Raw genomic sequence first — 25,900 nt, forward strand, 5'->3', positions numbered from 1 at the left:
TAAAACAATGAATATGAAGTCCGGCAGAAAAAGTCTCGTTAATCTTCAATAGATCCTGCCCGACGTCGAATTATAAGAAAGCCACAAACAAATGTATTGTACCAGCAATAAATCCGGTTACCCCACCTAGTACAATAAGAATCCACTCATCCTCCTGAAATGCAGGACGCAATAAATTCTGAAACTCTTTTGGTGTCAGTTCGCGAATACGCTCTTTAAACATTTGAAAAATCTTCTGTGCCCGGCTTGCGTTCAGCGCTGGGTCACATACGGGTCCCATCGTAATTTCAATTGATCGATCAATCAAGTCCGTCTTTAATCTTGCGTACTCTCTTGGCCCTAAAGAAAGCTGTAAAGATGTACGAACTAACGGTGTTTCCATAATTTCGTTAATATGACGCTTCACAATGCGGCGGGTCTTATCTTTACGCGGCCCATACATCATTTCGGTCATAATCGATTTTAACGTAATTAAATCCTCTGTTACTACGCTTGAAAATACATCAGAGACTTCCTCTTGACGCTTCATGAAAGCACCTTGGAAATTATAAGTCCCAATTCGAAGAACGGGTACAATCCAAGGGAACTTACGATCTTTTGTTAATCTAAAAATCTGTGGGTAACGAATATAATGTGGTTCAATCGGATTAAATACCATCCAGATCGCAATCCAGTTCGTTAAAAAGCCCCAAATTGAAGCCCAAAACGGTACAGTCCAGTGCCAAGGTACGACAAACCAAACAATCATTTGGAAAATACCAAAGAACATTCCAATTAAAGCACTAATATGCCAAATAAAGTTGATTTCTTTTTGCCCAACTTTTAAGAACATGCGTACCATTAAACGGCGGTCACCTTCCATCTGGCTCACCACCATTTCACGCATATTAACCAGTGACTCGACGTTCATGGTCAGCTCAGTCACTAATTCTCTTAACACGCCTGGTAATTGTTTATGCGCCTGTGCATAAATACGGCGTTTAATTGAATAAGGTAAATTTTCCCAAAGTACGGCATTACGATCGATCATGACTTCATCAATCAGATGTTCAAGTTCAAATCCAACCTGCTCACCTATAATGCGTGCCATATCTTCAGGGTCCATTGCCTCTAAAAATTCACGCAATGAACCTAACTTAGATAATGTATTGTCGGTAATAATACCCGAGATACGTCCAGCTTTACGTGGCACAATACCTTGCCAACCTACTGGTAATGGACCTAAATGGAATCCCCAAAATTTAATTGGGTAAAACACCATTTTCAAAGCCATCCAAACGTGTGCCCATGTAACAAAGGCAGTGACTGGAATGATACTCAAAACGGCCCAAAAATCAGGTCTGTGTAAAAAGGTCTGCCACAATCCGCTGACGTACTCTAACATGTAAGACTCTCGTATTTATTTGTGCTCTGCTTATGGCGAGTTAAAGATAAACTGCTTTGTTTTATAAACCAAAACTTAGAGAATAAGAAAATTGAATCTGTGGTTTAGTATCCGCAGCAACTGCTCCGTTCTGGTCAGTTAGTTTTTCCGCCGCGCCAATACCCACACTAAAAGTACTAATTCTTTCTGAATTCAACAATACATAGGCCAAATCGACGCCAGCGCCTAAACGGGATTTATAATCACCATCGACCTCTTTACTATCGAGATGCCCAGCATAAAAACCAATATAGTAACCATTTTTATCTGTGCCGGTAAGATAGTAAGGATATCGAAACCCGACTTGGCCACCAGCAGTTTTGTCACCATTCAAAAATGCGCCAACTTTGGCATACGCGATACCATAAGGGTTTACCCATTCGCCGTTTAAATGTAATAGTTTTTGTGTAAAACCGGCACCCACATTCCACGTAGATGCAGTATGTCCTGTTAATTTTGCTTCTGGAAGAAACGAATAGTCTTGAGCATGAGCCCAACTACTTACCGTCAGAACTGCAAGTAAGGGATAAATTTTTCTCATTATTTTCTCCATTTTCCCTAATCGTATGGTGAGAACAACCCTATTCTATTGAATGAGAGACTTTAACAGAATTATTTTGCTTCTTATATACAAGTATCTACAATTTTGTTGTCTGCAAAGTCAAAACGTATCTTATCGAAATGCACGGAAACTTTGAAAATTATGCAATATTTTAAGTGCTCTTGCGTTAGAATAAGCAGCTATTTTTCCACCCTATGTCATTAAGTCGATCCTTATGAAGCAGCACTTTCCTTTAAAAGATATCCAGCAAGAAAAGCGCATTTATCGAGGACGAATCTTTTTTGCCGTAGGTCTTGTTATCGTTTGCTTATTAGTACTGATTAGCAGATACGCTTATCTGCAAATTTTTCACTACGACGAGTTTTCTACCGCATCTGATAAAAACCGAATTCGCTTACAGCCACTTCCACCCGCTCGTGGTTATATCTATGACCGAAATGGTGTATTACTGGCAGATAATTATCCTGTTTTTACAGCAACTTTAAGTAAAACAGATGTAGAAGATGTGGATGGTGTTGTTGAGCAGCTACAGCCTATTTTAGATCTAACACAAGAAGATATTGACCGCTTCAAAAGTCGTATAAAAACTGCTCGAAAAACTGAACGTGTCGCAATTAAACTTAATCTAACCGAAGCCAATATTGCCAAGTTTAGTGAAGCTAAATATAAATTTCCCGGCGTAAGAATCGAAACACAAATGACTCGTTACTATCCACACGGTGAGTTATTTGCTCATGTGATTGGTTATGTAGGGCGTATTAACGATAAAGAATTAAAAAGTATTGATAAAGATTTATATGCTGGAACCAACCTGATTGGAAAGATTGGTGTTGAGAAAAGCTATGAAGATTTGCTACACGGAACACCAGGTTACGAATCTGTTGAAGCAGATGCTCACAGTAACATATTGCGCCATTTAGGCCGTAAAGATCCTACTCGCGGCAATGACCTCTATTTATCTTTAGATTATGGTTTACAGGTTGTTGCATCTCAACAACTCTCAGGCCGTCGTGGCGCGATTGTTGCTATCGACCCTCGTACGGGTGAAATTCTGGCTTTAGTATCTAGTCCAAGTTTCAACCCTAATTTATTTGTGACGGGTATTAACCATAAAGACTATAGTTCTTTACGTGATAATTTAGATCAACCGCTTTATAACCGTGCGGTACAAGGTGCATACCCTCCAGGCTCTACCATTAAACCAATGGAAGCGATGGGCGGCTTACACTACGGTATTGTAAACTGGTCAACAGCCATTTCTGACCCAGGCTATTTCCACTTACCTGGCGATTCGCATAAGTTCCGCGACTGGAAAAAAACCGGTCATGGTATCGTAAACATGCATAAAGCCATCATTATGTCATGTGACACCTATTTTTATATTCTTGCCCATCAAATGGGTATTGATCAAATGAACCAATGGATGCGTCAATTTGGGTTCGGTCAAAAAACAGGTGTCGACCTACCAAGTGAAAGTGAAGGTCTTTACCCAAATCCTGAATGGAAAATGCGTACTCGCAAAGCCAAGTGGATGAAAGGTGAAACGATTTCTGTGAGTATTGGTCAAGGTGCATTTACAGCGACACCTTTACAACTAGCTATGGCGACTGCAATTACAGCCAATCATGGTTCTCATGTCACCCCTCATGTTTTACGTGCAACGCATGGTGCAAAACCATTTACAGTACGTAATGCACCTGATGGCAAAATCAACTTCAACGGAACAGATGAAGACTGGATTCAAATGCGCGATGCCATGATTGATGTAATTCAATCGGGTACTGGTCGAGGCATTCGTACACCTCTCTATCAAATTGCAGGAAAAACAGGAACTGCACAGGTTAAAAGTATTGCACAGGGTAAACGCTACAATGAAGCAGCCCTGAGCGAACGCCAACTTGACCATGGTTTATTTGTTGGATTTGCACCAGCTGATAAGCCAGAAATTGCGATTGCCGTGATTTGGGAAAATGGTCGTCATGGTGGTTCTGCTGCTCAACTTGCAAGACCTATTTTTGATTACTGGTTATTAACTCGTAAGAAAAACCCAGTTCGACCAGCAAACCATCAAGTCAATGGTGGACTAATGACCGCTGGAATTAAGCCAGGTGAGCTATCAAGCGGCGGCGAAGTTGCGAGCTCTACTCCTGCAGCATCAGCTACTTCAACTGCACCCGCAGCCTCAACACCACAGGCTACACCAGCTCGCCCTGCAACCAATGAGGTCGATGAATAATGAAAAACCAATTACGCATTATTGGTGGCGAATGGAAAAGACGAGTACTTCCCTTCGCTAGCATTGAGGGCTTACGCCCAACTCCAGACAGAGTCCGCGAAACTCTATTTAACTGGCTCATGTGGGATATTCAAAATGCACATGTCCTCGATGTTTGTACAGGCTCTGGCGCATTAGGTTTTGAAGCATTGTCGCGTGGTGCTGCATCAGTTTATATGATTGAACCAGACAAAACTCAGGCACGTTTTTTAAAAGATAATGTTGAGCTATTAAAAGCCAAAAACTGTCATTTAATCAATGCGACTGCTCAGCAAGCTTTACCCCGTTTAAAAGAACAGTTTGATGTTGTGTTTTTAGACCCTCCTTATAGTCTAGACTTATGGCAAGAGCTTTCGAACTTGGCAGAACCCCATATTAAAAAGAATGGGTATATTTATGTTGAAGCTGATCGAGATTTATCTCAACTTCTCCTCCCTTCAACATGGCAACAATTTAAGACAACAAAAGCTGGTACCGTTCACGCAGGGCTTTATCAAAAAGTAGCTGAATAAAAAAGGTAGCCTAATGCTACCTTTTACTTTTCAAAATTATGACTAACTTAATCCAATCACTGCAACAACTGCTGCACAAGCGCCAACAATTTTTTTGCCATATGGCACATATCGTGTAAGCGCAGCACCCAATGCTAATCCACCACAATAAATTAAAGCCATAGCTGAAACCATACCCATTACTAATGCAACGACATGGCCTGAGTGTGCTAATTCAACACCATGCGCTATGCCATGAAAGCTTGCAAGCAATGCCGCAGCGATAGGTAAAATCCGATTTGATTTTGTCCATAGCGCAGTTGCTGTAACGACTAAAGAAGCAACAATTCCATATTCAGCAACATTTACAGGGACTAAGCCTTGAGCACCGATTAAAAAGCCAATAATTAGAGTAACACTTAAAGTTATGACACCTGCAATTTTCCATTGCTTAGCTGCTGACCAGAGTAGAACACCAAAAGCCAAAGCCATGATTAAATGATCTAAGCCAGTAAAGGGATGAATAAAACCCGCTACAAAGCCAGAATGTTCATGGTCATGTCCTGGATGCGCCATTGCAAGTGCCGGCAATAATGCAAGGAGCCCTATGCCCCATTTTTTAATGAAGTTCATAATCTCTCCTTAAGCTTTAAACAGCCCTTGTTTCTCGATAAATTGAATGATTTCTTCAAGACCATCTTGGGTTTTCATATTTGAAAATAAGAATGGCTTTTCTCCACGCATGCGTTTCGCATCTTGATCCATCACATCAAGATTTGCGCCGACCATTGGTGCAAGGTCTGTTTTATTAATAATCAGTAAATCTGATTTGGTAATACCCGGCCCGCCTTTACGAGGGATTTTTTCTCCGCCTGCGACATCAATCACATATAGAGTTAAATCAGAAAGCTCAGGACTAAATGTTGCAGCTAAATTATCGCCACCGCTTTCAATAATAATAAGCTCCAAGCCTTCAAACTTTTCACACAAATCATCAATTGCGGCCAAGTTAATTGAAGCATCTTCACGAATTGCTGTATGAGGGCAACCACCTGTTTCTACACCCACAATACGATCTGGCGACATCGCTTCGTTACGGGTTAAAAAGTTTGAATCTTCTTTGGTGTAAATATCATTTGTCACCACAGCCATGTTGTATTTATTACGCAAGGCTAAACATAAATTAAGTGTAAGCGCAGTTTTACCCGAACCTACCGGTCCGCCAATTCCAACTCGTAATGGACTACGTTCTGTCATGATTTTTATCCTTCTTTCCTAAACTTAAGATCTGAATAACCGTGAATATTGTGTTTCGTGTTTCATGCTCAGCATTGCATAACGGGGCAAAGCACTACTCAATTGCTCATCAACAAGTTGCAAGGCTTTTTCCACAGCTTGGGGCACTAAACCATGTAAATGCCATAAAATTCTTTGTCCAGCCATTTGCCCTAAAGGAACAGTTTTTACCGCAGCCAGAACCTGATTTTCTAAAACGGTAAAGGTATAAGCTGTGAGCACATCAACATCGTTAAGCCCAAGTCGACCACAGAGCTGTGCATAGACAGGCACAAAACCAAACTGCTTTTTAACCTCAACAGGTTTTTTTAAAACATCTCTAATCCACGCATTCAAAGAAAATGCCAGCTGTTGAGACTCTGCCAAAAGCTCTTTAGTTTCACGACTTGCCTTATATAAATTTGCCCAAACCAGAAACTGATCTTGATCATCATGATGTTGCATGAGACGTTTTAATACTGGTAGCTCAAACCGTACTAACAGCATTTCCAGCACTTCTTCGAAATAAGCAATTGCTGAGGTTTCATCGTGTATTAAGCCAATATCGATGGCTGTTTCTACACCTTGTGAATAACAATATGCTCCAACTGGCAGCGCCGTAGAAGACAATGTCAGCAATTGAAGTAATTGTGCTGCGTTATGAATGGACATGATGCAAAGCTTTGATTGGGCTTAAGCGGTGGTCATGACTATGCTGTGCATAGGCGCCGCTTTCAGGTTCAAACGGATGATCAGTTTCTGAGACTGTAAGACCCAGTCCTTCTACCATTTCTGCAAGCACATGATCAGGTTCAAAATATAAAGCTGTAGGTGTCAACATTAATGGCACATGTCGGTTACCAAGGTGATAAGCTGCTTTAAGTAAATCAAAATCGGTTTGAGCAGTGACTTGCATTAAACGTTCAGGCTTAGCATCTACACGTAGTACATCACCTTGTTGAGTTGCAATATATGAGCCACTACGCAAAATGCCAGTACGAGGTAAATCAGCACCAATATCTACACCACTCGCTAAAGTCGCCCGAAAGCGGGATTTTTGGCGGGTATCAAAAGTCAGTTCAACCGTTTCAAATGCTTGATCAGGAGAAATATGTTCAAGGCGTTGTGTATAGATTTTCATTTAGCTCTTCTCTCCTTATTTATTTCATTCATGTTGTATAAATTAATGAGGTAATTCACCTCGATAAAACTCATCAGAACAAGAAATAACGCTGAGCCATGGGTAATACATCAGCCGGTTCACACGTTAATAACTCACCATCGGCCCGCACCTCGTAAGTTTCAGGGTGAACATGCATGACTGGACAATATGTGTTGTGTTTCATGTCAGTTTTGCTAATTTCGCGTGTGTTTTTACACGGGCTAATTAACTTCTTCAGGTTTAATTTTTCAGCAACTTTTTCATCAATCGCTGCTTGAGATAAAAAGGTAATGCAAGTGTTATGAACACCACGTGGATAGGCACCAAACATTGGACGGTAATGCACGGGTTGAGGTGTCGGAATTGAAGCATTAATATCACCCATCGGTGCTGCTGCAATCATGCCTCCTTTAATAATCATCGAAGGTTTCACACCAAAAAAGGCTGGCTTCCACAACACTAAATCAGCAAGTTTTCCGACCTCAATCGAGCCAATTTCATGGCTTAAACCATGTGTAATTGCTGGGTTAATCGTATATTTAGCAATATAGCGTTTAACGCGATTGTTATCATGAAATTCATTGTCACCCTCTAAAGGGCCACGTTGAATTTTCATTTTATGGGCAGTTTGCCAAGTACGTAAAATCACTTCACCCACGCGCCCCATCGCCTGAGAGTCCGAAGACATCATGGCAATCGCGCCTAAATCTTGCAAAATATCTTCAGCAGCAATGGTTTCACGGCGAATACGGCTTTCTGCAAAAGCGATATCTTCAGCAATTGCTGGGTCTAAATGATGGCAGACCATGAGCATATCTAAATGCTCATCAATGGTATTAATCGTATAAGGTCGCGTTGGATTAGTTGAAGATGGCAATACGTTACTTTGCCCAATTGCTTTTAAAATGTCAGGTGCATGCCCACCGCCCGCACCTTCGGTATGGTATGTATGAATCGTACGATTTTTAAATGCAGCTAGAGTTTCTTCTAAAAAACCGCTTTCATTTAAAGTATCTGTATGAATTGCCACCTGCACATCAAACTCGTCTGCCACACTCAAGCAGTTATCAATAGCTGCCGGTGTTGAACCCCAGTCTTCATGCAGCTTTAAGCCAATTACTCCAGCTTTAATTTGCTCACGAATTGGGTCAGGTAAACTCAAATTCCCTTTGCCTAATAGACCAATATTCATAGGCAAATCATCAATCGCCTGTAACATGGTAGCAATATGCCAAGGCCCCGGAGTCACTGTCGTTGCCGAAGTTCCTGCTGCTGGTCCTGTACCGCCACCGACCATGGTTGTTGTACCCGACATTAACGCAGTTTCAACTTGTTGAGGACAAATCCAGTGAATGTGTGTATCAATACCACCTGCTGTTAAAATTTGTCCTTCACCCGCAATCACTTCTGTTGCAGCCCCTAAAGGAATCGTAATGTCTGGTTGAATATCTGGATTTCCAGCTTTTCCTATTTTCCAGATTCGACCATTTTTTAAGCCCACGTCAGCTTTAACAATGCCCCACCAATCCACAATTAAAGCATTGGTAATGACCGTATCAGCAACTTCATCAGCTAAAAGCTGTGATTGCCCCATCCCGTCACGAATAACTTTTCCGCCACCAAATTTAACTTCTTCACCATAAGTCGTTAAGTCTTGCTCAACTTCAATAAAGAGCTCTGTATCTGCCAAACGAATACGATCACCAACCGTTGGACCAAACATCTCAGCATATGCACGACGTGACATTTTCATAACTTATTACTCATCTCTTTCATTATCGTTGTTATGTTTAATCCAACTTGCCCATGACGCGGCCTGCGAAACCATAAACCTCTCGTTTACCGACCAAAGCAACAAGCTCCACTTCTCGAGTTTGTCCCGGTTCAAAACGAATTGCTGTACCAGCTGCAATATTCAGTCGAAAACCCTTCGCCATTTCGCGATCAAACTGTAATGCATCATTTGCTTCATAAAAATGAAAATGAGAACCCACCTGAATAGGTCGATCACCAATGTTGGCAACTACAACTTTTAAAGTTTGCCGTCCAACATTCAGCTCAATATCAGCATCTGGAGTAATGATTTCGCCGGGGATCATAAATGCTCCTTTTATACGATTGGCTGATGGACAGTGACTAATTTAGAGCCATCAGGGAAAGTTGCCTCGACTTGAACCTCAGCAATCATTTCTGGCACACCATCCATCACATCTTCGCGCTTTAATAAGGTTGTACCGTAGTGCATTAAATCACTGACCGTCATACCGTCCCGTGCACCTTCAAGTAAAGCTGCTGAAATAAAAGCAATAGCTTCAGGATAATTCAGTTTCAAGCCACGCGCTTTACGGCGTTCAGCAACAAGTCCTGCTGTAAAAATCAGTAATTTATCTTTTTCTGTTGGATTGAGTTCCATATCTCTTTCCTAAATTTCATTTATATTCTTTAAGCAAAATACGTGCTCAAAAACAGCATACTTGTTTTAACTGTTTTTTAAATACGCAATTTAACGTAATTTATGTTTTCCATATTCTTGGAAATTCTTCTTCTAAATCAAACCAATATCGACGCAATTTAGCCCGTATAGCTGCAAAAGCATCATGACAATGACGGACATCATTTCCCAAAAAACGAGCTGAAACCACATCATCCAATAATGTTAATGTGACAGGTGCTTGCATACGCATCATCAATTCACGAATGAGCTCTAACTGTTGTTCTAAGTAAAATGATGAACGATATTTCTCGGGAGCGGCTGCCCAAAAGCTTCCCATCACAGCTTGCTTGTTCATACCTAAACATGAACTAAGCCAACGGTCTTCTCCTTCAAAATACAATGTATCTGCAACCAACAATTTATTTTCGCGCCACAATTTAAACTGGTTGTAATAACTACCTTGAACAAAGCGTTCAGCACGTGCCTGTCGCCCAAGTACCAACATATCCCATCCAATAAAACTTGCAGCATTATCAAGATGAATATGAATTTCTGAATGCGCTAAAGCCCCATCAAAAAGCATCGTTTCTTGTGGAACCCACTCTAAAATAGACTGATCTTTCACATGCAAATCAATATGCTGAAAAGCTTGCTTGCCATTGGTTTTATACCATTTCCCCGCACCAGGAGTAGTTACTACCGCATGAGCTTGATCTTTAGTTTCAATTTCAAACGTAAGATGATCTCCTCCTGCAATTCCTGCTGGAGGATGAACAATAATGGCATGACATACACCCGTTCTTTCAGGCCAGAGCATTTTTTGCACTCTAACAGGGCCATGATGCTTTCTATGACTCATTATGGTGCGTGAATTTTCAAAACAAAATCCGAGCTCTAATCGCGCATACCAAAATGGTGCTAAAGAGTTTTTTAAAAACGTTTGTACCTGATTCATTCTGGTTCATATGTTCAAAATAAGTGCTTAAAGTTATAAGCAAAATACGCACCAAATATGAAAATAAGCCCACTGATAAAATTAGATACAATTTTTCGATTTTAATGAGTTAAAAAATCATCAATGTCTAACATAAAACCACAGTAACTTATGGAATTGTTTATACAATAGCGCCCACCGTTGCTTCCATACTTGCTCTCCATGAAACTTTTTTTCGTGTTAACCCCACTTGTCTTTTTAACTGGGTGTATTTTTGGCCAATCTAGTGAGGTCAAACGTGCAGAAAAGATCCTGCACAATTTCGAATGTAAAAATGTTGAGACAAGCCAGCTTGCAACAAGCTCGATTAATTCTTATTACCAGCAATCTTTAGCGGTAAGCAAAGAAAAAGCAACTTCATACGTAGAGAGCTACAAAAATGGTGAAGAATTATTCGACATGCCGCTAGATGAAGTTTTAAAGCAACAATACCAACTCTATAAATCAGCATGTGACTCTCTAGGTGGAGTTTCAGCGCAACCGTAATTTATAAGGTATTCATTAAATCGTTTTAGTGGATACCTGCTTTTTATTTTTGTTTTAATAATTATTCCAAAATTTACTCACTTTACCTTTTGTTAAAATTAAATTACATACTTAAACTTTTATTAAGCTCTCATATTTCATAGCCTGTTATTTGCTTTTTTATTTATTTTCCGAGGTTTAGATCATCATGAAAAAAACATTATTATCAGTTGCACTTGTAAGTGCCCTTCTTGTTGCTTGTAGCAAAAACGAAAATAAAGCCAATACAACGACACAAGCCTCTGCTCCAGCTCAAACCACTGAAGCGAATAACAATGCAGTAGATACTGCTCATACAGCTGAAAACTCACTAGATTGGAATGGCACATATAAAGGCACTCTTCCATGTGCAGACTGTGAAGGCATCAAAACTGATTTAGAGTTAAAAAATGATAAAACTTATGAATTGACTGAAACTTATCTTGGCAAAGGTGATAAGAAACCATTTGAAACCCATGGTACATTTACTTTTGACAAAGATAATACTTCAGTCATTACGTTAGATGATAAAGGACAAAACCGTAAATTCTTTATTGGTGAAAATACGGCAACTGCTTTAGATATGGAAGGTAAGAAAATTGAAGGCTCTTTAGCTGAGCATTATGTTTTGAAAAAATAATTGTTTTTAATATAAAAAAACCCGCTCATGTGAGCGGGTTTTCTTTTGAAATCAATTCTTAGTGAGCTGCGAATTGATTCATTGTGTTTTTAGCATCATCATGTGCTTTAAGAGCGTTGTCACCAGAGAAGATTTCTTTGTGATCATCACCGATGTCAGAACCCGCCATTGCTTGGTGTTTAACACAAGCGATACCACCACGGATTTCTTTACGTTGTACACCAGCAACATAAGCCAACATACCTTCAGAACCGAAGTAACCTTGTGCAAGCTCATGTGTAGAAAGAGCAGCAGTATGGTAAGTCGGAAGTGTGATCAAGTGATGGAACACACCCGCTTCACGAGAAGCATCTGCTTGGAATGTACGGATCTTAGCATCTGCATCAGCAGCTAATTCAGTATTATCATATTCAGCGCTCATTAATTTAGCGCGGTCATATGCAGAAACGTCTTTACCTTCAGCAACCCAACGGTCGTAAGCTTGTTGACGGAAGTTTAAAGTCCAGTTGAATGATGGGCTGTTGTTATAAACAAGCTTAGCATTTGGAACAACTTCTTTAACACGGTTAACCATGTGTGCGATTTCTTCTACGTTTGGAGTCGCAGTTTCGATCCAAAGAAGGTCAGCACCGTTTTGAAGGCTAGATACACAGTCAAGTACAACACGGTCAATTTGTGTGTCAGCACGGAACTGATATAAACCAGAAGCTAAACGCTTAGGACGGTGTAATTTACCATTACGCTTAATCAAGATTTCGTCTTCTTGAGCATCAGCAATGTCAATTTCAACAGTATCTAAGTAGCTGATGTATTGAGATGCGATATCGCCTGGCTCTTTAACCACTGGGATTTTTTGAGTCAAGTCAGCGCCTTCTGAGTCAGTACGCGCAACGATAATACCGTCATCAAGACCCATTTCTAAGAATGCATAACGTAATGCATGGATTTTAGCGATGAAGTCTTCGTGTGGAACAGTTACTTTACCAGCTTGGTGACCACATTGTTTAGCATCAGATACTTGGTTTTCGATTTGAAGCGCACAAGCACCAGCTTCAATCATTTTACGAGCAAGTAAGTAAGTCGCTTCTTCGTTACCGAAACCAGCATCGATGTCAGCAATAATTGGCACAATGTGAGTTTGGAAGCCGTCGATTTGAGCAGTGATTTCAGCAGCTTTAGCAGTATCACCAGCTTCGTTTGCTTTTTTAAGCGCACGGAATAAATCGTTTAATTCTTTTGCGTCAGCTTGACGTAAGAAAGTGTAGATTTCTTCGATTAATGCAGGTACTGAAGTTTTTTCGTGCATAGATTGGTCAGGAAGTGGACCAAATTCTGAACGAAGAGCAGCAACCATCCAACCAGAAAGGTAGATATAGCGACGCTCAGTAGTACCGAAGTATTTTTTGTTCGCAATCATTTTTTGTTGTGCGATAAAACCGTGCCAGCAACCTAATGATTGAGTATATTTGCTAGAGTCAGCATCATAAGCAGCCATATCACGACGCATAATCGCAGCTGTATATTTAGCAATATCTAAACCAGTTTTGAATTGGTTTTGCATTTGCATACGTGCAGCATCTTCTGGGCTAATATCGCGCCAAGTGCTACCGAATTTTGCTTTTAGTTCGCGGATTGCATCAATCGCTGTTTGATATGTAGTCATGATATTGTCCTGTATTCATTTTAGGATTTCATCGATTGAAGCCTAGAGTCATGTACTTAAATTTCTTATGACACCAGCTGCTTCGTCATGAACACAGCTTAGACTTAGCCAATCAATTAATCCAATATCCTTTATTAATCTTCAGTATTTATTTAAAAAATATACCGATAAATCGATATTATAGATAAAACCAAAAACATTAACACTTTGTTTATAAAAATAAAATTATTCTAAAGGAGTATAGAATTTTATTCTAAAAACCTAGTAAGTCTTATTTTTATACAATTTTTGAAGTTTTTCCAGCCATTTTTAATTTAAAAAGTCAATTGTAAATTAGGCTATTTTTGCCAATGTAAAAAGTCAATTTACATGCTAGAAAGTAGTAAGTTATATATAAATATATTCTATTTATCTCCTTCATACTTAAAAACGTAGCAAAGACAATAAAATCGAGCCTTTGAAGTACCTCTCCCCCCTACTTAATTCCTACAAAAAATGTCGTTTTTCTCATCATTTTTTCACACAATAGTTATTAGATATGGCATAATTTGAAACAATTTCAGGGTTTTATTTTCGGTATTTTTTTTATGAATCTGGAGCGAGTAGATCTTAATCTATTAATATATCTTGATGTACTTCTTCGTGAAAAAAATGTTACACGCGCGGCCGAACAACTTGGGGTAACTCAGCCTGCAATGAGTAATATTTTACGTCGTTTGCGTAATTTATTTAATGACCCTCTTCTTATCCGCTCGTCCGAAGGCATGACTCCAACAGAACGTGCACTTGAATTACAGCCTCGTATTCGTGATGCCCTTTCTGATCTCTCCATGATTTTGGAACCCCGTACCGAATTCCGCCCTTATACAAGTAATCGCGTTTTCCGCATTATGACGTCTGACTATGCTGAGGCAACTTTAGTTCCTCGTCTTGTCAAAGCGCTCCGCTCTGAAGCTCCAAATGTTGTTCTTGATTTTCTTACACCGAGTGATGTGTCTTATAGAGACATGGAACAAGGTAAAGTTGATCTTGCAATTAATAGATTTAATGAAATACCGCAAAGTTTCCATCAGGTTTTAGTTTGGCGTGATAGTTTCAGTTGTATTCTGAACGACAAACACCCTGCTGTGACTCATTTAAATTTAAAAAGCTATTTAGATGCACAACATATCTGGGTTTCTAAAACAGGTATGGGTGTAGGTTTTGGTGTAAACCCTGACAAACAAGGTGGTTTAGGCTGGATTGATCAAGCATTAGAACGTATTGGTCAACGTCGTAAAATTTCAGTATTTACTCGCCACTACCAAATGCCTGCATTACTTGCTCAAAATGTAGATCTTATTGCTACATTACCAACACGCATGGCACGCCTACAAACACAGAATCCTAAACTGGTTATAAAGGATCCTCCTTTTTATATTCCAGAGTTCGAACTTAAAATGGCTTGGTGTCCGTTGTTACATCATCACCCTGCTCATCGCTGGCTACGCCAACTTATCTTATTTGTTGCTCGTCAAATGATTGAAGAAGAAAACCGTGAATTTCTAACCAATAATTCACAATTTTCTCACTATTAAATAAATTTTAATTTAATTGTCCTATCTTCAAGCGCTGAGCAATCAATCTGATTACCTCAGCGCTTTTTTATGTTAAAACATAGTCATAATAATGATGAACCTCAGGTGATTTGTGAGTCTCTTTCAAAATATCATTATCATCGTACTGCTTATCATCGGAGCAGGCTTTTTATCTTTAACTGAAATTGCACTAGCAGGTGCCCGAAAAGTTAAGCTAAAAATTCTAGCCGAAGCGGGTGAAGAACGCGCCCAACAAGTACTAGATTTACAAGAACAATCTGCTGACTTTTTTGCAGCCTCTCAAATTGGTCTAAATGCAGTTGCAATTTTAGGCGGTATTTTGGGTGAAGCTGCTTTTCGTCCTTATTTTGTCACTTTAGTGGACCGCTTTTACACAGGCCCTTGGACACAAACGATCGGTTTTGCCCTTTCCTTTACCCTAGTGACCTCACTCTTTATTTTATTTGCCGATCTTATGCCAAAACGTTTGGCTATGATTGCACCTGAAAAAATTGCAATTAGTGTTATTAACCCAATTCAGGTTTTTATTAAAATTTGCAAACCTTTAGCTTGGGGAATTAACGCAATTGCCAACCTGCTATTCCGTTTGTTTAAAGTGAATACAACGCGAGAAGACAATATTACTTTTGATGATATTTCAGCAGTAATGGATGCAGGTGCTCAAGCAGGCGTACTTCAAAAACAAGAACACCACTTTATCGAGAATGTTTTTGAATTAGAAGAACGTAACGTACCTTCGAGTATGACTACACGTGAAAATGTTGTTTATTTTACTTTAAATGAACATGAAGATAGCATTCGCCAAAAATTAGCAGAGTATCCATATTCAAAATTTTTGGTATGTAATGAAAATATTGATCAAGTTATTGGTTACGTCGACGCCAAAGACTTTCTTGTGCGCATTTTAAATAACCAGTCTCCAACTCAATTGAATGAATCGACCATTCGTACTGTCTTGATGATTCCTGACACCCTAACCCTCTCGGAATTACTTGATCGTTTCCGCTCTACGAAAGAAAAGTTTGCGGTTGTGATAAACGAATATGCGCTTGTCGTAGGTGTTATTACTTTAAGCGATATTATGATTACGGTTATGGGCGACTGGGTCACTCCAATTGATGAAGAGCAACAAATCATTAAACGTGATAATAACTCATGGTTAATTGATGGCAGCACACCAATTGATGACTTAAGACACGCACTTGAAATTGATGAAATGCCTGATGAAGAAAATTATGAAACTTTAGCAGGCTTCATGATGTACCGCCTACGCAAAATTCCACGTCCGGCAGATTTTGTAGAATTCGGTGGATACAAGTTTGAAGTAGTCGATGTCGATCATTTTAAAATTGACCAACTTCTTGTAACTCGAATTTTAGAACAAACTGAAGTACATTCATCAATTGATGACAACTGATTTATATTAATTTAAATACCTCACAATTTTATGTGGGGTATTTTTTAAATCTAAATAAATTTTTCAAATATGTGTAATAATTATTTTAGATTCATAAATTCAAGTTGCTCTTTTAATCTAAAAGCAATATTATTTAAATCATCATTTATATTAAATCTTAAATACTGAAAAATAATAGAATAATCTATATATCTCAATTACCACTAAGCAGTTAAGTCCCAATTTACATTACCTCAGATCTTATGGAACTTAGCTCAAAGCAAGTCTTTAAATGGTTCTTCTTCTCATTTCCCCCATCAAACCATATATAATTTAAAAAAATATCATATAATTTTTAATTTTATAAAACCTTTATAATCTAATATAATGAATCACATTTATTATAAGCTTATTATAATCTTAATATATATGTTCAGTATTTCGCCTAAATATACCCCTCCAACTGAATATATATTAACCAAATAAACTAAATATATTATTTGTCTTTTTAATAAAAATTAATAAGAATAACCAAGGTCAGAGTTTTGAATAAACTTGTTCAGTAAAACTATAGGCAAAGGATTGATTGTATGCTGACATTACTTGGTGTTGGCATGATTTTGTGCTTCATGTACTTAATCATGTCCAAACGTTTAAGCCCTATTATTGCTTTAATTCTCATCCCATTTATTTTTTCTCTTGTTGCCTGGGGCCTAGGTCACTACTTTGAAAGTTTAAGTCACATTGAACTCAAAGGTCTCAGTGAGATGATGCTGGATGGCATCAAAAAATTAGCGCCAACTGGCGTAATGCTTTTATTCGCAATTTTATATTTTGCCTTAATGATCGATGCAGGTCTTTTCGATCCACCGGTTAAATGGATTTTAAAAAAGGTTAAAGGTGATCCTCTAAAAATCACACTAGGAACTGTGTTCTTAACCACAATGGTTTCTTTAGATGGTGATGGTTCTACAACCTATATGATTTGTGTAGCTGCAATGCTGCCACTTTATCAACGCTTAGGAATGAATACCCTCATCATGACTGCACTTATGCTGTTATGTAGTGGTGTAATGAACCTAACCCCATGGGGTGGCCCTACAGCTCGTGCTGCAAGCGCCCTGCAAGTTGACCCAAGCCACATTTTCGTACCAATGATTATCCCTATGATCATTAGTATTGGTTGGTTATTCTTCTTGGCATACTTATATGGTCGTTACGAGCAAAAACGTTTAGGCGTTATTGAACTTGAAACTCACCATGGTGATAACATTACTGTATCGAAAGATCCTGAAGCGACTCGCCCACATTTACGTAAAGTAAACATGGTGCTCACAATCCTTCTTATGGTTGCTTTGATCAAAGGCATTTTGCCTATGTCTGTGTTGTTCATGATAGCATTCTGTATTGCAATGCTCATTAACTACCCAGATGTTGATATGCAGAAAAAACGCATTGCAATGCATGCAGACAGTGTCTTAGCTGTTGTGGGCTTAATTTTCGCAGCAGGTATTTTCACAGGTATTTTATCTGGCACAGGTATGGTTGAGGCGATGTCTAAAGAATTCGTCGCAATGATTCCTCCAAGCATGGGTCCATACCTTGCACCGATCACAGCTTTAGTGAGTATGCCTTTGACCTTCTTTATGTCAAATGATGCTTTCTTCTATGGCGTTTTACCTATTCTTGCTGAAGCTGCTTCACATTATGGTATTAGTGCAGAAGCGATTGCTCGCGCTTCAATTGTAGGTCAACCTGTACACTTGCTATCCCCTCTTGTTCCATCAACCTATTTGTTATGCGGTCTTGCTAAAGTCGATTTTGCCGACCATCAAAAGTTCACTTTAAAGTGGGCATTCATAACTTGTATGGTATTAATGGGTACTGCTTTAGTGATTGGTGTTTTCCCACTATTTAGCACGCTTTAATTATTGTTTCACAATAAAAAAGCCCCTATCGGGGCTTTTTTTTATTTCTGTACATATTCAATTAAGTGATCTAACACAATTTGAAAATGCAATGTAATGTCTTCTTCTAAAATTTTATAAGCATTATCAAACTGAACCATTGGCCAACCTTCTTTCCAAAATGGAAAAATATTGTGTAGACCTTCAGTCACGATCGCGTCTTCACGACTAATCGCTTGAGCAACTTGAGCTAAAACCTGAGCGGTTTCTGCACCATCAATAGCTAAATAATCAATACCACGTGCTTTAAAAATACGGATACGGTCTTTTTTATAACGAATCTTTTTCGCCTGACCTGAATTCAAGCCTAATGCCAGCGTAGCAGCCTCTACAAACTTTTCTTCAAAGTTTGCATTCAACGCAACTAAAGCCTGTTTATGTGCTTCTTGACGCCCAGCTTTCCCCCCATTACGGATAATCTCATTTGCTTCCGTATCCAGCTTATCTTTTTTCATAGACTGTAAAATGTCTAAAATTTCGATATCGCTTAAAGATTCAGGAGATTGCTCAATCATGGGAGTCCTAATACACAAAAATAAAAAAACATTGTCTCATAAAAGCGATATCAAAGCAGAGTAAAATTTTAAATAGCCTATTATCTTGACTATTTTTATAGTCCTAACTTCATAGACTACCCTCATAAAATCAAATAATTCTTTGGTTATAAAATTAATTATTTGCCAAAATAATTTTACCCTGGTAATATTATTTTACCCAGATAAAAATATATGACTAAAATGAATACTAAAATCACCTATACTGCTTTCACTGGAAGCACGCTTATTGCGAGTGACTCCCTAATTGAACTTGCAAAAAAACTTAAAGATCTTCCGAAAACAACGGAAAATATTCTGATTTTTAATGATCAAACAGGCCAACAAATTGATCTTGATCTTTCTGGTTCGGAACAAGAATTTCAACAACGTTATGCTGAACCAGAAGAAATTAAAAAAGTTGGACGACCTAAACTCGGAGTAATTTCGCGTGAAATCACTTTACAGAAAAAACATTGGGATTGGTTAGATCAACAAAGTGCGAGTGCATCAGCAATAATTCGTAAGTTAATTGATAAAGAGTTAAATAACCCAAATTCTGAAGGTAATATTATGCTCGCTAAACAAGCCATCGACCGTTTTATGTCTGCCATGTTGGGTAATATGCCAAATTATGAGGAAGCAACACGCGCCTTATATCAAGGCGATCGAGATCTATTTTTAAAGATGATTCAGAGCTATCCTAAAGATTTAAGAGAATATTTAACTTTAAAAACTCAAAGTATTTTCTAAGCCCAATAAAAAAAACCCGCTTACGCGGGTTTTCTCAAAATCAATTCAGCCTATTAAAGACGGACTAATTCCACAACTTTTTCAACTGCTTCTTCAACAGTTTCAGCAGTAACTTCTGTATCTGTGCCATCCACAGCCGTAGTGATAACCACAACACCTGTCTCACGCAATAAAGTAATTTGCTCAGCAGTTAAGTTAGCTTTTGCAATCGCAACTACACCTTGTTGGATCAATAAGCTTTCTAAAACTTGAGCTTTCTCGATTAACTGTGCAGAAATCCCAATCACCGCAGGTTTTTGACCTAAACGTGCAGCACGATCTTCAGCAGTAACAGGATTGCTATGTGCAGTCCACTCTACCGCAGACTCAACCATACCCGCACCAACCGTTACATTGCTTAAACGATCAATGAAAATAAATGAACCTGTGTATCGTGAATCTTGGTATTGATCAAATACGACTGGTGCATCAAACTCAACAACAACATCTGCAATTGCATTTAACTCAAGCTCCTCAACCTGAGTATGCTCAAGCGTATTCACATTCACACGATAGTGAATGTTAGTCACTTTGGCAGGAACAGTCTGTGTACCAATTTTAACGTTGTACAACTTGCCTTTCACCAATGGATGTTCATTCATCCATACCACTGAAGCACGAACACTACGTGAAATTAATGGTTGCTCGCCAGCACGTACCAAAACGTTACCACGGCTAATATCAATTTCATCATTCAACGTTAATGTTACAGCTTGACCGGCAACAGCTTGATCTAGATTTCCATCAAAAGTAACGATTTCTTTAACTGTTGAACGCTTACCTGATGGTAATGCAACGATTTCATCACCAACATTGATTTCACCCAAAGCAACAGTACCAGCAAAACCACGGAAATCGAGGTTTGGACGGTTCACATATTGAACAGGGAAACGGAATTCGTGTTTGTTTGATTCACGACTAATTTCCACAGATTCAAGAATGCTCATCAAGGTTTGACCCTTGTACCAAGCTGTATGCTCAGAAGCATTTACTACGTTATCGCCATTTAAAGCAGAAATTGGAACAAACTGGATGTTGGCTGGACGACGATCACCCAATTGGCTTACGAAAGCATCATATTCAATCTGAATTTCAGTAAAGCGTTCAGGAGAGTACTCAACCAAGTCCATTTTATTAATAGCAACAACGATATTTTTAATACCAAGTAAACTAGCAATAAATGTATGGCGACGAGTTTGAGTTTGCACACCATAACGCGCATCAATCAAGATAATTGCAAGATCAGCTGTCGATGCGCCTGTTGCCATGTTACGCGTATATTGCTCATGTCCTGGGGTATCAGCAATAATAAACTTACGCTTTTCAGTTGAGAAATAGCGATAAGCCACATCAATGGTAATACCCTGCTCACGCTCAGCTTGTAAACCATCTACAAGTAATGCCAAATCTGGCGCATCACCTGTGGTTCCTACTTTTTTACTATCGCGCGTTACAGCTTGCAATTGATCTTCATAAATCAATTTTGAGTCGTAGAGTAAACGTCCAATTAAAGTACTTTTACCATCATCTACGTTACCGCAAGTCAAAAAGCGCAGAAGGTCTTTTTGTTCATGTTGCTTCAAATAGGCCAAGATATCTTGACTGATTAATTCTGATTGATGAGACATTGCTCAAACTCCACAAATTTAGAAATTGTCTTAGAAATAGCCTTCTTGCTTTTTCTTTTCCATTGAGCCCGCTTCATCATGGTCAATCATACGACCTTGACGCTCAGAACTAGTGGCTAAAAGCATCTCTTGGATAATTTCAGGTAACGTATCCGCTTCAGACTCAACTGCACCAGTTAATGGATAACAGCCAAGCGTACGGAAACGTACAGACTTCATCTGTGGAACTTCACCTTCTTTTAAGCGCATACGTTCATCATCAACCATGATTAACGTACCACTACGCTCTACTACTGGACGAACAGCAGAGAAATAAAGAGGAACGATTTGAATATTTTCTAAATAGATATATTGCCAAATATCCAACTCAGTCCAGTTAGATAAAGGGAATACACGAATACTTTCACCTTTGTTCACTTTACCATTGTAAAGATTCCAAAGTTCAGGACGCTGGTTTTTCGGATCCCAACGATGCTTGCTATCACGGAATGAATAAACACGCTCTTTCGCACGTGATTTTTCTTCATCACGACGTGCACCACCAAAAGCAGCATCAAATTGATATTTATCCAATGCCTGTTTTAAAGCTTGGGTTTTCATAATATCTGTATATTTTGAACTACCATGATCGAATGGATTAATTCCAGCTTCACGACCTTCTTTGTTCTGATGAACGATTAAATCAAAGCCATGCGTTTTTGCCATATTATCGCGAAACGCGATCATGTCTTTAAACTTCCAACCTGTATCTACATGCAATAAAGGAAATGGAAGTTTCGCTGGATAAAATGCTTTTAACGCAAGGTGAAGCATTACCGCAGAGTCTTTACCAATTGAGTAAAGCATGACTGGATTTTCAAATTCAGCAGCAACTTCACGGATAATATGAATGCTTTCAGCTTCAAGTTGCTTGAGATGTGTGAGTCTTGATTCAGTCATGAACACGTCCTTCTCTATCCATTTTGCCCATAAAATCTAGAAGTAGTATTAAACCACCACCTAGAAGACCATGTGGAGGAACGAGTGCCATAACAACTCCAATTTTTCGTGATAGATAATCCAACCACAAGCCTTTATATGGCTTATAGCATTAGTTATGCATTATAGTGATTTAAAACCGATTTCTTTTGCTTGTTTTTTCATATTGATATTCGATTTCATCATATACATGTAATATGCTGATTCACTTGCGCAACTTTGCAATCGTAGCTTGTGTAGCCAACTTAAGCAAATCATGTTCTAGTCTTTAGATTTCTCTAAAAACCATAAAAAAAGAGAAGCTTTGATCGCTTCTCTTTTCTAAAACATGATCTATTCTTAGAAACCGAACATTTTACGTTCTAATGGAATTTCAATTCCAATAGACGCACCTGCGTCATTACCTTCTAGATCAGAATCACTTACCCAGCCATTAATTTTTAATGGAAGATCAGGTTTGATGTAATGCGTCCAAGTTAAATCAAAGGCTTTGATTTCATCGTCTTTAGGGAATGCCTTATTGATTGCCAAGTTAGATTGATTAACTTTAACCACCATTGCACGACCACTTAAACGGTTCATGACATCAAAGCGGATATCACCACCCACTGAGTACATTTGTCCATCACCACCCATCGCGTGGCCTAATGGGTAACCATGTTGGTAATAGCCATCTTTATATGTTGCATTATGAGCATAAGAGATACCTCTTACATCACCATTAGTTCGTGTATCCGCCCATTCTGCATAAAGTTGATAAGGCAAGTTATTGTAGCTAGATGAATAGTCCACACCCGCTAAGTACATTTTCTTAGAAGGTAAGCCACCAGCCTCATCCTCACCTACATATTGTCCATATATGCTAACTGGAACTTGGAATAGCGGTTGTAGTAATAAGCGACCATCAAAGCCAGCAATTTGGTTAGATGGATCTGGTTCCCCCGTTCCACCGTTATCTTTATTGCCGACAAATGCATCCCATAAAGAACTAAAACTTTCAGGACGTCCATCACCGCCCCATTGAATAGCACGCGATGCACCCAACTCAATATAGGGTAATGGTTGTGCAGTTACACGCAATCCAATTAACTTTGCGTCTGGGACTGCTTTGTAGTCATCTAATTGACCAGCAAAAGCTTGGTATTGCCAAGGTCCAATCCAAGATAACCATTTTGTATCAAAAGCATTTTGCACAGCACGTTGTGCTGTTACACCATAAACTGGGCGGCTAGCATCACCACGAATTAAGCTACCATCATGGCCAGGACCCCACCATGTTGGAATTTGACCCGCAACTATCCACTGATTCCAAAGTTTACCAGCAACATATGAGCCTTCAACATTCACATCTTGCCCATTATCAATTTGTGGATCTTTTTCTGCATTTACTCGGATTTTTGCATCCCAGTTTTCACCACCAGCATTAAACTCTAAAGAACCTTGATATTGAGCTTTTTGGTTATCACCGAATGCTTGCGGAATATTTTTGCTATCGGTCTCAGCAAAAGCGCCCACTTTAACCGTATCGTTATCTGCTTTTAATGCATCAAGAACTGAATTAATAACTTTTTGTTGAGCTGGATGCGTCACTTGCGCTTGAGAGAGGGCTCTCTGGATTTCATCACCACTTAACGGCCAAGTTGAGGTGCTAATCTTGATAACACCTTGTTGATTCAACCAATTTAAGTCTGTACGTAAGTCCTCATTATTTAGCACTAAACCTTGTGCAAAAATAGCGGATGAAGCAGTTGCCAATATTGCAATCGAAAGTGTTTTTCTTAGAAACATGCCAGCCAATTCTCAAAGTTATTTATGAGCAACACCTTAAATTTTTTATCACAACTTTGCAATTGTTAAACTGTGCAATTACATTTTTTAACGCTATTTTAAGATTAGTGTAGATAGGTAAGTTTTTGAGATATAAAAGTAATAAAAAAAGGCAGTATAAATACTGCCTTTTTTGCCTTTAGAAGATTAACCTTCTTTACGGCGCATATGAGGGAATAAAATTACATCACGAATACTTGGAGCATCGGCAAATAACATCACCAAACGGTCAATACCGATACCTTCACCTGCTGTAGGTGGTAAACCATACTCAAGCGCTTCAACGAATTCTGCATCGTAATGCATTGCTTCATCATCACCAGCATCTTTTTCAGCAACCTGAGCTTGGAAACGTTCAGCTTGATCAATTGGATCATTTAACTCGCTGAAACCATTTGCCAATTCACGGCCACCAATGAAAAACTCAAAACGATCAGTAATATGTGCATTGTCATCATTACGGCGAGCGAGTGGAGATGTTTCAGCTGGATATTCAGTAATAAATGTAGGCTGACGAAGTTTGGTTTCAACAGTTTCTTCAAATACGATCGTTTGAAGCTTACCTAAACCAAACCCAGGCTTAACTTGTTCTTTTAATTCTTCACGAATAAATTGAGCAAGGAACTCACGGTCACCAACATTTTCAGGCGTAAATTGTGGGTTATTCTCTAAAATCGCATCAAACATAGAGATTTTCTTGAATGGCCCTTTGAAGCTAAACACTTCACCTTGGTAAGGCACATCAGTTGTACCCAGAATATCCAAAGCCAATTTTTCAAGCATGTTTTCAGTTAATTGCATCAAGTCTTTATAATCAGCATAAGCTTGATAAAACTCGATCATCGTAAATTCAGGATTGTGACGCGTTGACACCCCTTCATTACGGAAGTTACGGTTAATTTCAAACACACGTTCGAAACCACCAACAACCAAACGTTTTAAATAAAGCTCAGGTGCAATACGCAAGAATAAAGGCATATCCAAAGCATTATGATGTGTTTCAAACGGACGCGCAGACGCACCACCCGGAATCACATGCATCATTGGCGTTTCAACTTCCATGAACCGTTCATTGTTTAAGAATGCTCGAATACCTGCAACAACTTTGGCACGGATTTCAAAAGTTTTACGTGTTTCTTCATTCACAATTAAGTCAAGGTAACGTTTACGGTACTTAACTTCTGTGTCATTTAAGCCATGGAATTTATCTGGTAACGGACGAAGAGATTTTGTAAGAAGTTCAAAACCTTCAAGATGAACATATAAGTCACCTTTTCCTGAACGTCCGATATAACCTTCGGCAGCAATAATGTCACCAAGGTCTAAACCTTTAATAGTCTCAAGAATATCTTTTGGTAAACCTTTACGGTCAACATATAGCTGAATACGACCTGTCATATCTTGAATAACCATGAAAGAACCACGGTTTAACATGACACGACCAGCCACTTTTACATAGACATGCTCAGCGCTTTCAATTTGTTCTTTCGACTGATCTTTAAATTGTTCTTGTAGATCAGCTGCGTAGTGTTCACGCTTAAACGTATTCGGCCAAGGACTCTTTCCAGTTTCCTTCGCAACATCTTGGATTTGCTTTAATTTGGCATGACGCTGTGCAATTAAATCGTTTTCGGAAATAGTTGGTTCAGAAGTCGATTGAGCGTTTTGTTGCGTCATCTCTGCCTCGATTAAGTAAAAATTAAGTGCTATATCCTAACAGATTGCGGAAGTTTTTCGAATGATTTCAATCAAACAAAA

At 38.9% G+C, this 25,900-nt stretch carries 25 protein-coding genes; 8 read left to right on the forward strand and 17 right to left on the reverse strand.

The features are described from left to right. Positions 1-70: 70 nt before the first annotated feature. Both K6I41_RS14115 and K6I41_RS14120 read right to left on the reverse strand, forming a co-directional pair. Positions 71-1,384, reverse strand: a complete 1,314-nt coding sequence (locus K6I41_RS14115; protein WP_004793941.1) for a DUF445 domain-containing protein — start codon at positions 1,382-1,384, stop codon at positions 71-73. Between the two features lie 61 nt (positions 1,385-1,445). Further along, positions 1,446-1,964 (reverse strand): hypothetical protein, encoded by a 519-nt coding sequence (locus K6I41_RS14120; protein ID WP_005303385.1) that lies wholly within the window; start codon positions 1,962-1,964, stop codon positions 1,446-1,448. A 235-nt stretch (positions 1,965-2,199) separates the two neighbouring features. Between K6I41_RS14120 and mrdA the strand changes: the two genes are divergently transcribed. Both mrdA and rsmD read left to right on the forward strand, forming a co-directional pair. Continuing rightward, on the forward strand, positions 2,200-4,221 hold the full coding sequence (mrdA, locus tag K6I41_RS14125; protein WP_151987223.1) for a penicillin-binding protein 2: 2,022 nt from the start codon (positions 2,200-2,202) through the stop codon (positions 4,219-4,221). Next, on the forward strand, positions 4,221-4,772 hold the full coding sequence (gene rsmD / locus K6I41_RS14130) for a 16S rRNA (guanine(966)-N(2))-methyltransferase RsmD (protein WP_151767167.1): 552 nt from the start codon (positions 4,221-4,223) through the stop codon (positions 4,770-4,772). The genes mrdA and rsmD overlap by 1 nt, the downstream gene beginning before the upstream one ends. 42 nt (positions 4,773-4,814) lie before the next feature. Here the strand turns inward: rsmD and K6I41_RS14135 are convergent, their stop codons facing one another. From K6I41_RS14135 to K6I41_RS14170, 8 genes are all read right to left on the reverse strand, one after another. Further along, the gene (locus K6I41_RS14135) at positions 4,815-5,384 is read right to left on the reverse strand and encodes a HupE/UreJ family protein (protein ID WP_250374637.1); all 570 of its coding nucleotides are present in this window, start codon (positions 5,382-5,384) and stop codon (positions 4,815-4,817) included. Positions 5,385-5,393: 9 nt separating this feature from the next. Then, complete coding sequence (gene ureG / locus K6I41_RS14140) at positions 5,394-6,008, reverse strand: urease accessory protein UreG (protein ID WP_002117800.1); 615 nt, start codon at positions 6,006-6,008, stop codon at positions 5,394-5,396. Positions 6,009-6,032: 24 nt separating this feature from the next. After that, positions 6,033-6,698 (reverse strand): urease accessory protein UreF, encoded by a 666-nt coding sequence (locus K6I41_RS14145; RefSeq protein WP_174740569.1) that lies wholly within the window; start codon positions 6,696-6,698, stop codon positions 6,033-6,035. Further along, a complete protein-coding gene (gene ureE / locus K6I41_RS14150) occupies positions 6,685-7,167 on the reverse strand; it encodes an urease accessory protein UreE (protein WP_151987219.1) in 483 nt (160 codons plus the stop codon). The genes K6I41_RS14145 and ureE overlap by 14 nt, the downstream gene beginning before the upstream one ends. Before the next feature lie 73 nt (positions 7,168-7,240). After that, positions 7,241-8,941, reverse strand: a complete 1,701-nt coding sequence (gene ureC, locus K6I41_RS14155; RefSeq protein WP_005303373.1) for an urease subunit alpha — start codon at positions 8,939-8,941, stop codon at positions 7,241-7,243. 37 nt (positions 8,942-8,978) lie between these two features. Continuing rightward, positions 8,979-9,287: an urease subunit beta gene (locus K6I41_RS14160; RefSeq protein WP_013198608.1), complete on the reverse strand. Its 309-nt coding sequence runs from the start codon at positions 9,285-9,287 to the stop codon at positions 8,979-8,981. Between the two features lie 11 nt (positions 9,288-9,298). Further along, complete coding sequence (gene ureA / locus K6I41_RS14165; protein ID WP_002117495.1) at positions 9,299-9,601, reverse strand: urease subunit gamma; 303 nt, start codon at positions 9,599-9,601, stop codon at positions 9,299-9,301. Positions 9,602-9,701: 100 nt separating this feature from the next. After that, entirely contained in the window at positions 9,702-10,577 is an 876-nt protein-coding gene (locus K6I41_RS14170; protein WP_250374638.1) for an urease accessory protein UreD, read from the reverse strand. Between the two features lie 201 nt (positions 10,578-10,778). On the opposite strand from K6I41_RS14170, the gene K6I41_RS14175 reads away from it, so the two are divergent. Continuing rightward, positions 10,779-11,102, forward strand: a complete 324-nt coding sequence (locus K6I41_RS14175; RefSeq protein ID WP_005042208.1) for a hypothetical protein — start codon at positions 10,779-10,781, stop codon at positions 11,100-11,102. A gap of 187 nt (positions 11,103-11,289) precedes the next feature. Then, the gene (locus tag K6I41_RS14180) at positions 11,290-11,760 is read left to right on the forward strand and encodes a copper resistance protein NlpE (protein ID WP_250374639.1); all 471 of its coding nucleotides are present in this window, start codon (positions 11,290-11,292) and stop codon (positions 11,758-11,760) included. A gap of 58 nt (positions 11,761-11,818) precedes the next feature. On the opposite strand, the gene K6I41_RS14185 is transcribed toward K6I41_RS14180, so the two are convergent. Continuing rightward, the gene (locus K6I41_RS14185) at positions 11,819-13,423 is read right to left on the reverse strand and encodes an isocitrate lyase (protein WP_005303365.1); all 1,605 of its coding nucleotides are present in this window, start codon (positions 13,421-13,423) and stop codon (positions 11,819-11,821) included. A 587-nt stretch (positions 13,424-14,010) separates the two neighbouring features. Between K6I41_RS14185 and K6I41_RS14190 the strand changes: the two genes are divergently transcribed. The 3 genes from K6I41_RS14190 to K6I41_RS14200 all read left to right on the forward strand — a co-directional run bounded on the left by K6I41_RS14190 (position 14,011) and on the right by K6I41_RS14200 (position 18,345). Next, positions 14,011-15,000 carry a LysR family transcriptional regulator gene (locus K6I41_RS14190; protein WP_004703082.1) on the forward strand — a complete coding sequence of 330 codons (990 nt, stop codon included), beginning with the start codon at positions 14,011-14,013 and terminating at the stop codon, positions 14,998-15,000. 112 nt (positions 15,001-15,112) lie between these two features. After that, positions 15,113-16,438 (forward strand): polyamine export protein PaeA, encoded by a 1,326-nt coding sequence (gene paeA / locus K6I41_RS14195; RefSeq protein ID WP_004793961.1) that lies wholly within the window; start codon positions 15,113-15,115, stop codon positions 16,436-16,438. A gap of 569 nt (positions 16,439-17,007) precedes the next feature. Beyond that, complete coding sequence (locus K6I41_RS14200; protein WP_250374640.1) at positions 17,008-18,345, forward strand: CitMHS family transporter; 1,338 nt, start codon at positions 17,008-17,010, stop codon at positions 18,343-18,345. Between the two features lie 41 nt (positions 18,346-18,386). On the opposite strand, the gene K6I41_RS14205 is transcribed toward K6I41_RS14200, so the two are convergent. After that, positions 18,387-18,899, reverse strand: a complete 513-nt coding sequence (locus K6I41_RS14205; protein WP_004793963.1) for a hypothetical protein — start codon at positions 18,897-18,899, stop codon at positions 18,387-18,389. Positions 18,900-19,112: 213 nt separating this feature from the next. Here K6I41_RS14205 and K6I41_RS14210 point away from each other — a divergent pair, with 213 nt between their 5' ends. Beyond that, entirely contained in the window at positions 19,113-19,670 is a 558-nt protein-coding gene (locus tag K6I41_RS14210; protein ID WP_250374641.1) for a DUF2239 family protein, read from the forward strand. A gap of 53 nt (positions 19,671-19,723) precedes the next feature. Here the strand turns inward: K6I41_RS14210 and cysN are convergent, their stop codons facing one another. The 5 genes from cysN to lysS all read right to left on the reverse strand — a co-directional run bounded on the left by cysN (position 19,724) and on the right by lysS (position 25,819). Next, complete coding sequence (gene cysN / locus K6I41_RS14215; RefSeq protein ID WP_250374642.1) at positions 19,724-21,337, reverse strand: sulfate adenylyltransferase subunit CysN; 1,614 nt, start codon at positions 21,335-21,337, stop codon at positions 19,724-19,726. A 30-nt stretch (positions 21,338-21,367) separates the two neighbouring features. Beyond that, positions 21,368-22,276: a sulfate adenylyltransferase subunit CysD gene (gene cysD / locus K6I41_RS14220; RefSeq protein WP_000140408.1), complete on the reverse strand. Its 909-nt coding sequence runs from the start codon at positions 22,274-22,276 to the stop codon at positions 21,368-21,370. Continuing rightward, positions 22,269-22,400, reverse strand: coding sequence for a hypothetical protein (locus tag K6I41_RS14225; protein WP_002117520.1), 132 nt, complete (start codon positions 22,398-22,400; stop codon positions 22,269-22,271). Before K6I41_RS14225 ends, cysD begins: the two co-directional genes overlap by 8 nt. 254 nt (positions 22,401-22,654) lie before the next feature. Then, complete coding sequence (locus tag K6I41_RS14230) at positions 22,655-24,103, reverse strand: capsule assembly Wzi family protein (protein WP_250374643.1); 1,449 nt, start codon at positions 24,101-24,103, stop codon at positions 22,655-22,657. Positions 24,104-24,289: 186 nt separating this feature from the next. Then, positions 24,290-25,819 carry a lysine--tRNA ligase gene (gene lysS / locus K6I41_RS14235; RefSeq protein WP_004793971.1) on the reverse strand — a complete coding sequence of 510 codons (1,530 nt, stop codon included), beginning with the start codon at positions 25,817-25,819 and terminating at the stop codon, positions 24,290-24,292. Between the last annotated feature and the right edge of the window lie 81 nt (positions 25,820-25,900).

The organism is Acinetobacter sp. AS23, from assembly GCF_023612055.1.
GTDB lineage: Bacteria > Pseudomonadota > Gammaproteobacteria > Pseudomonadales > Moraxellaceae > Acinetobacter > Acinetobacter oleivorans.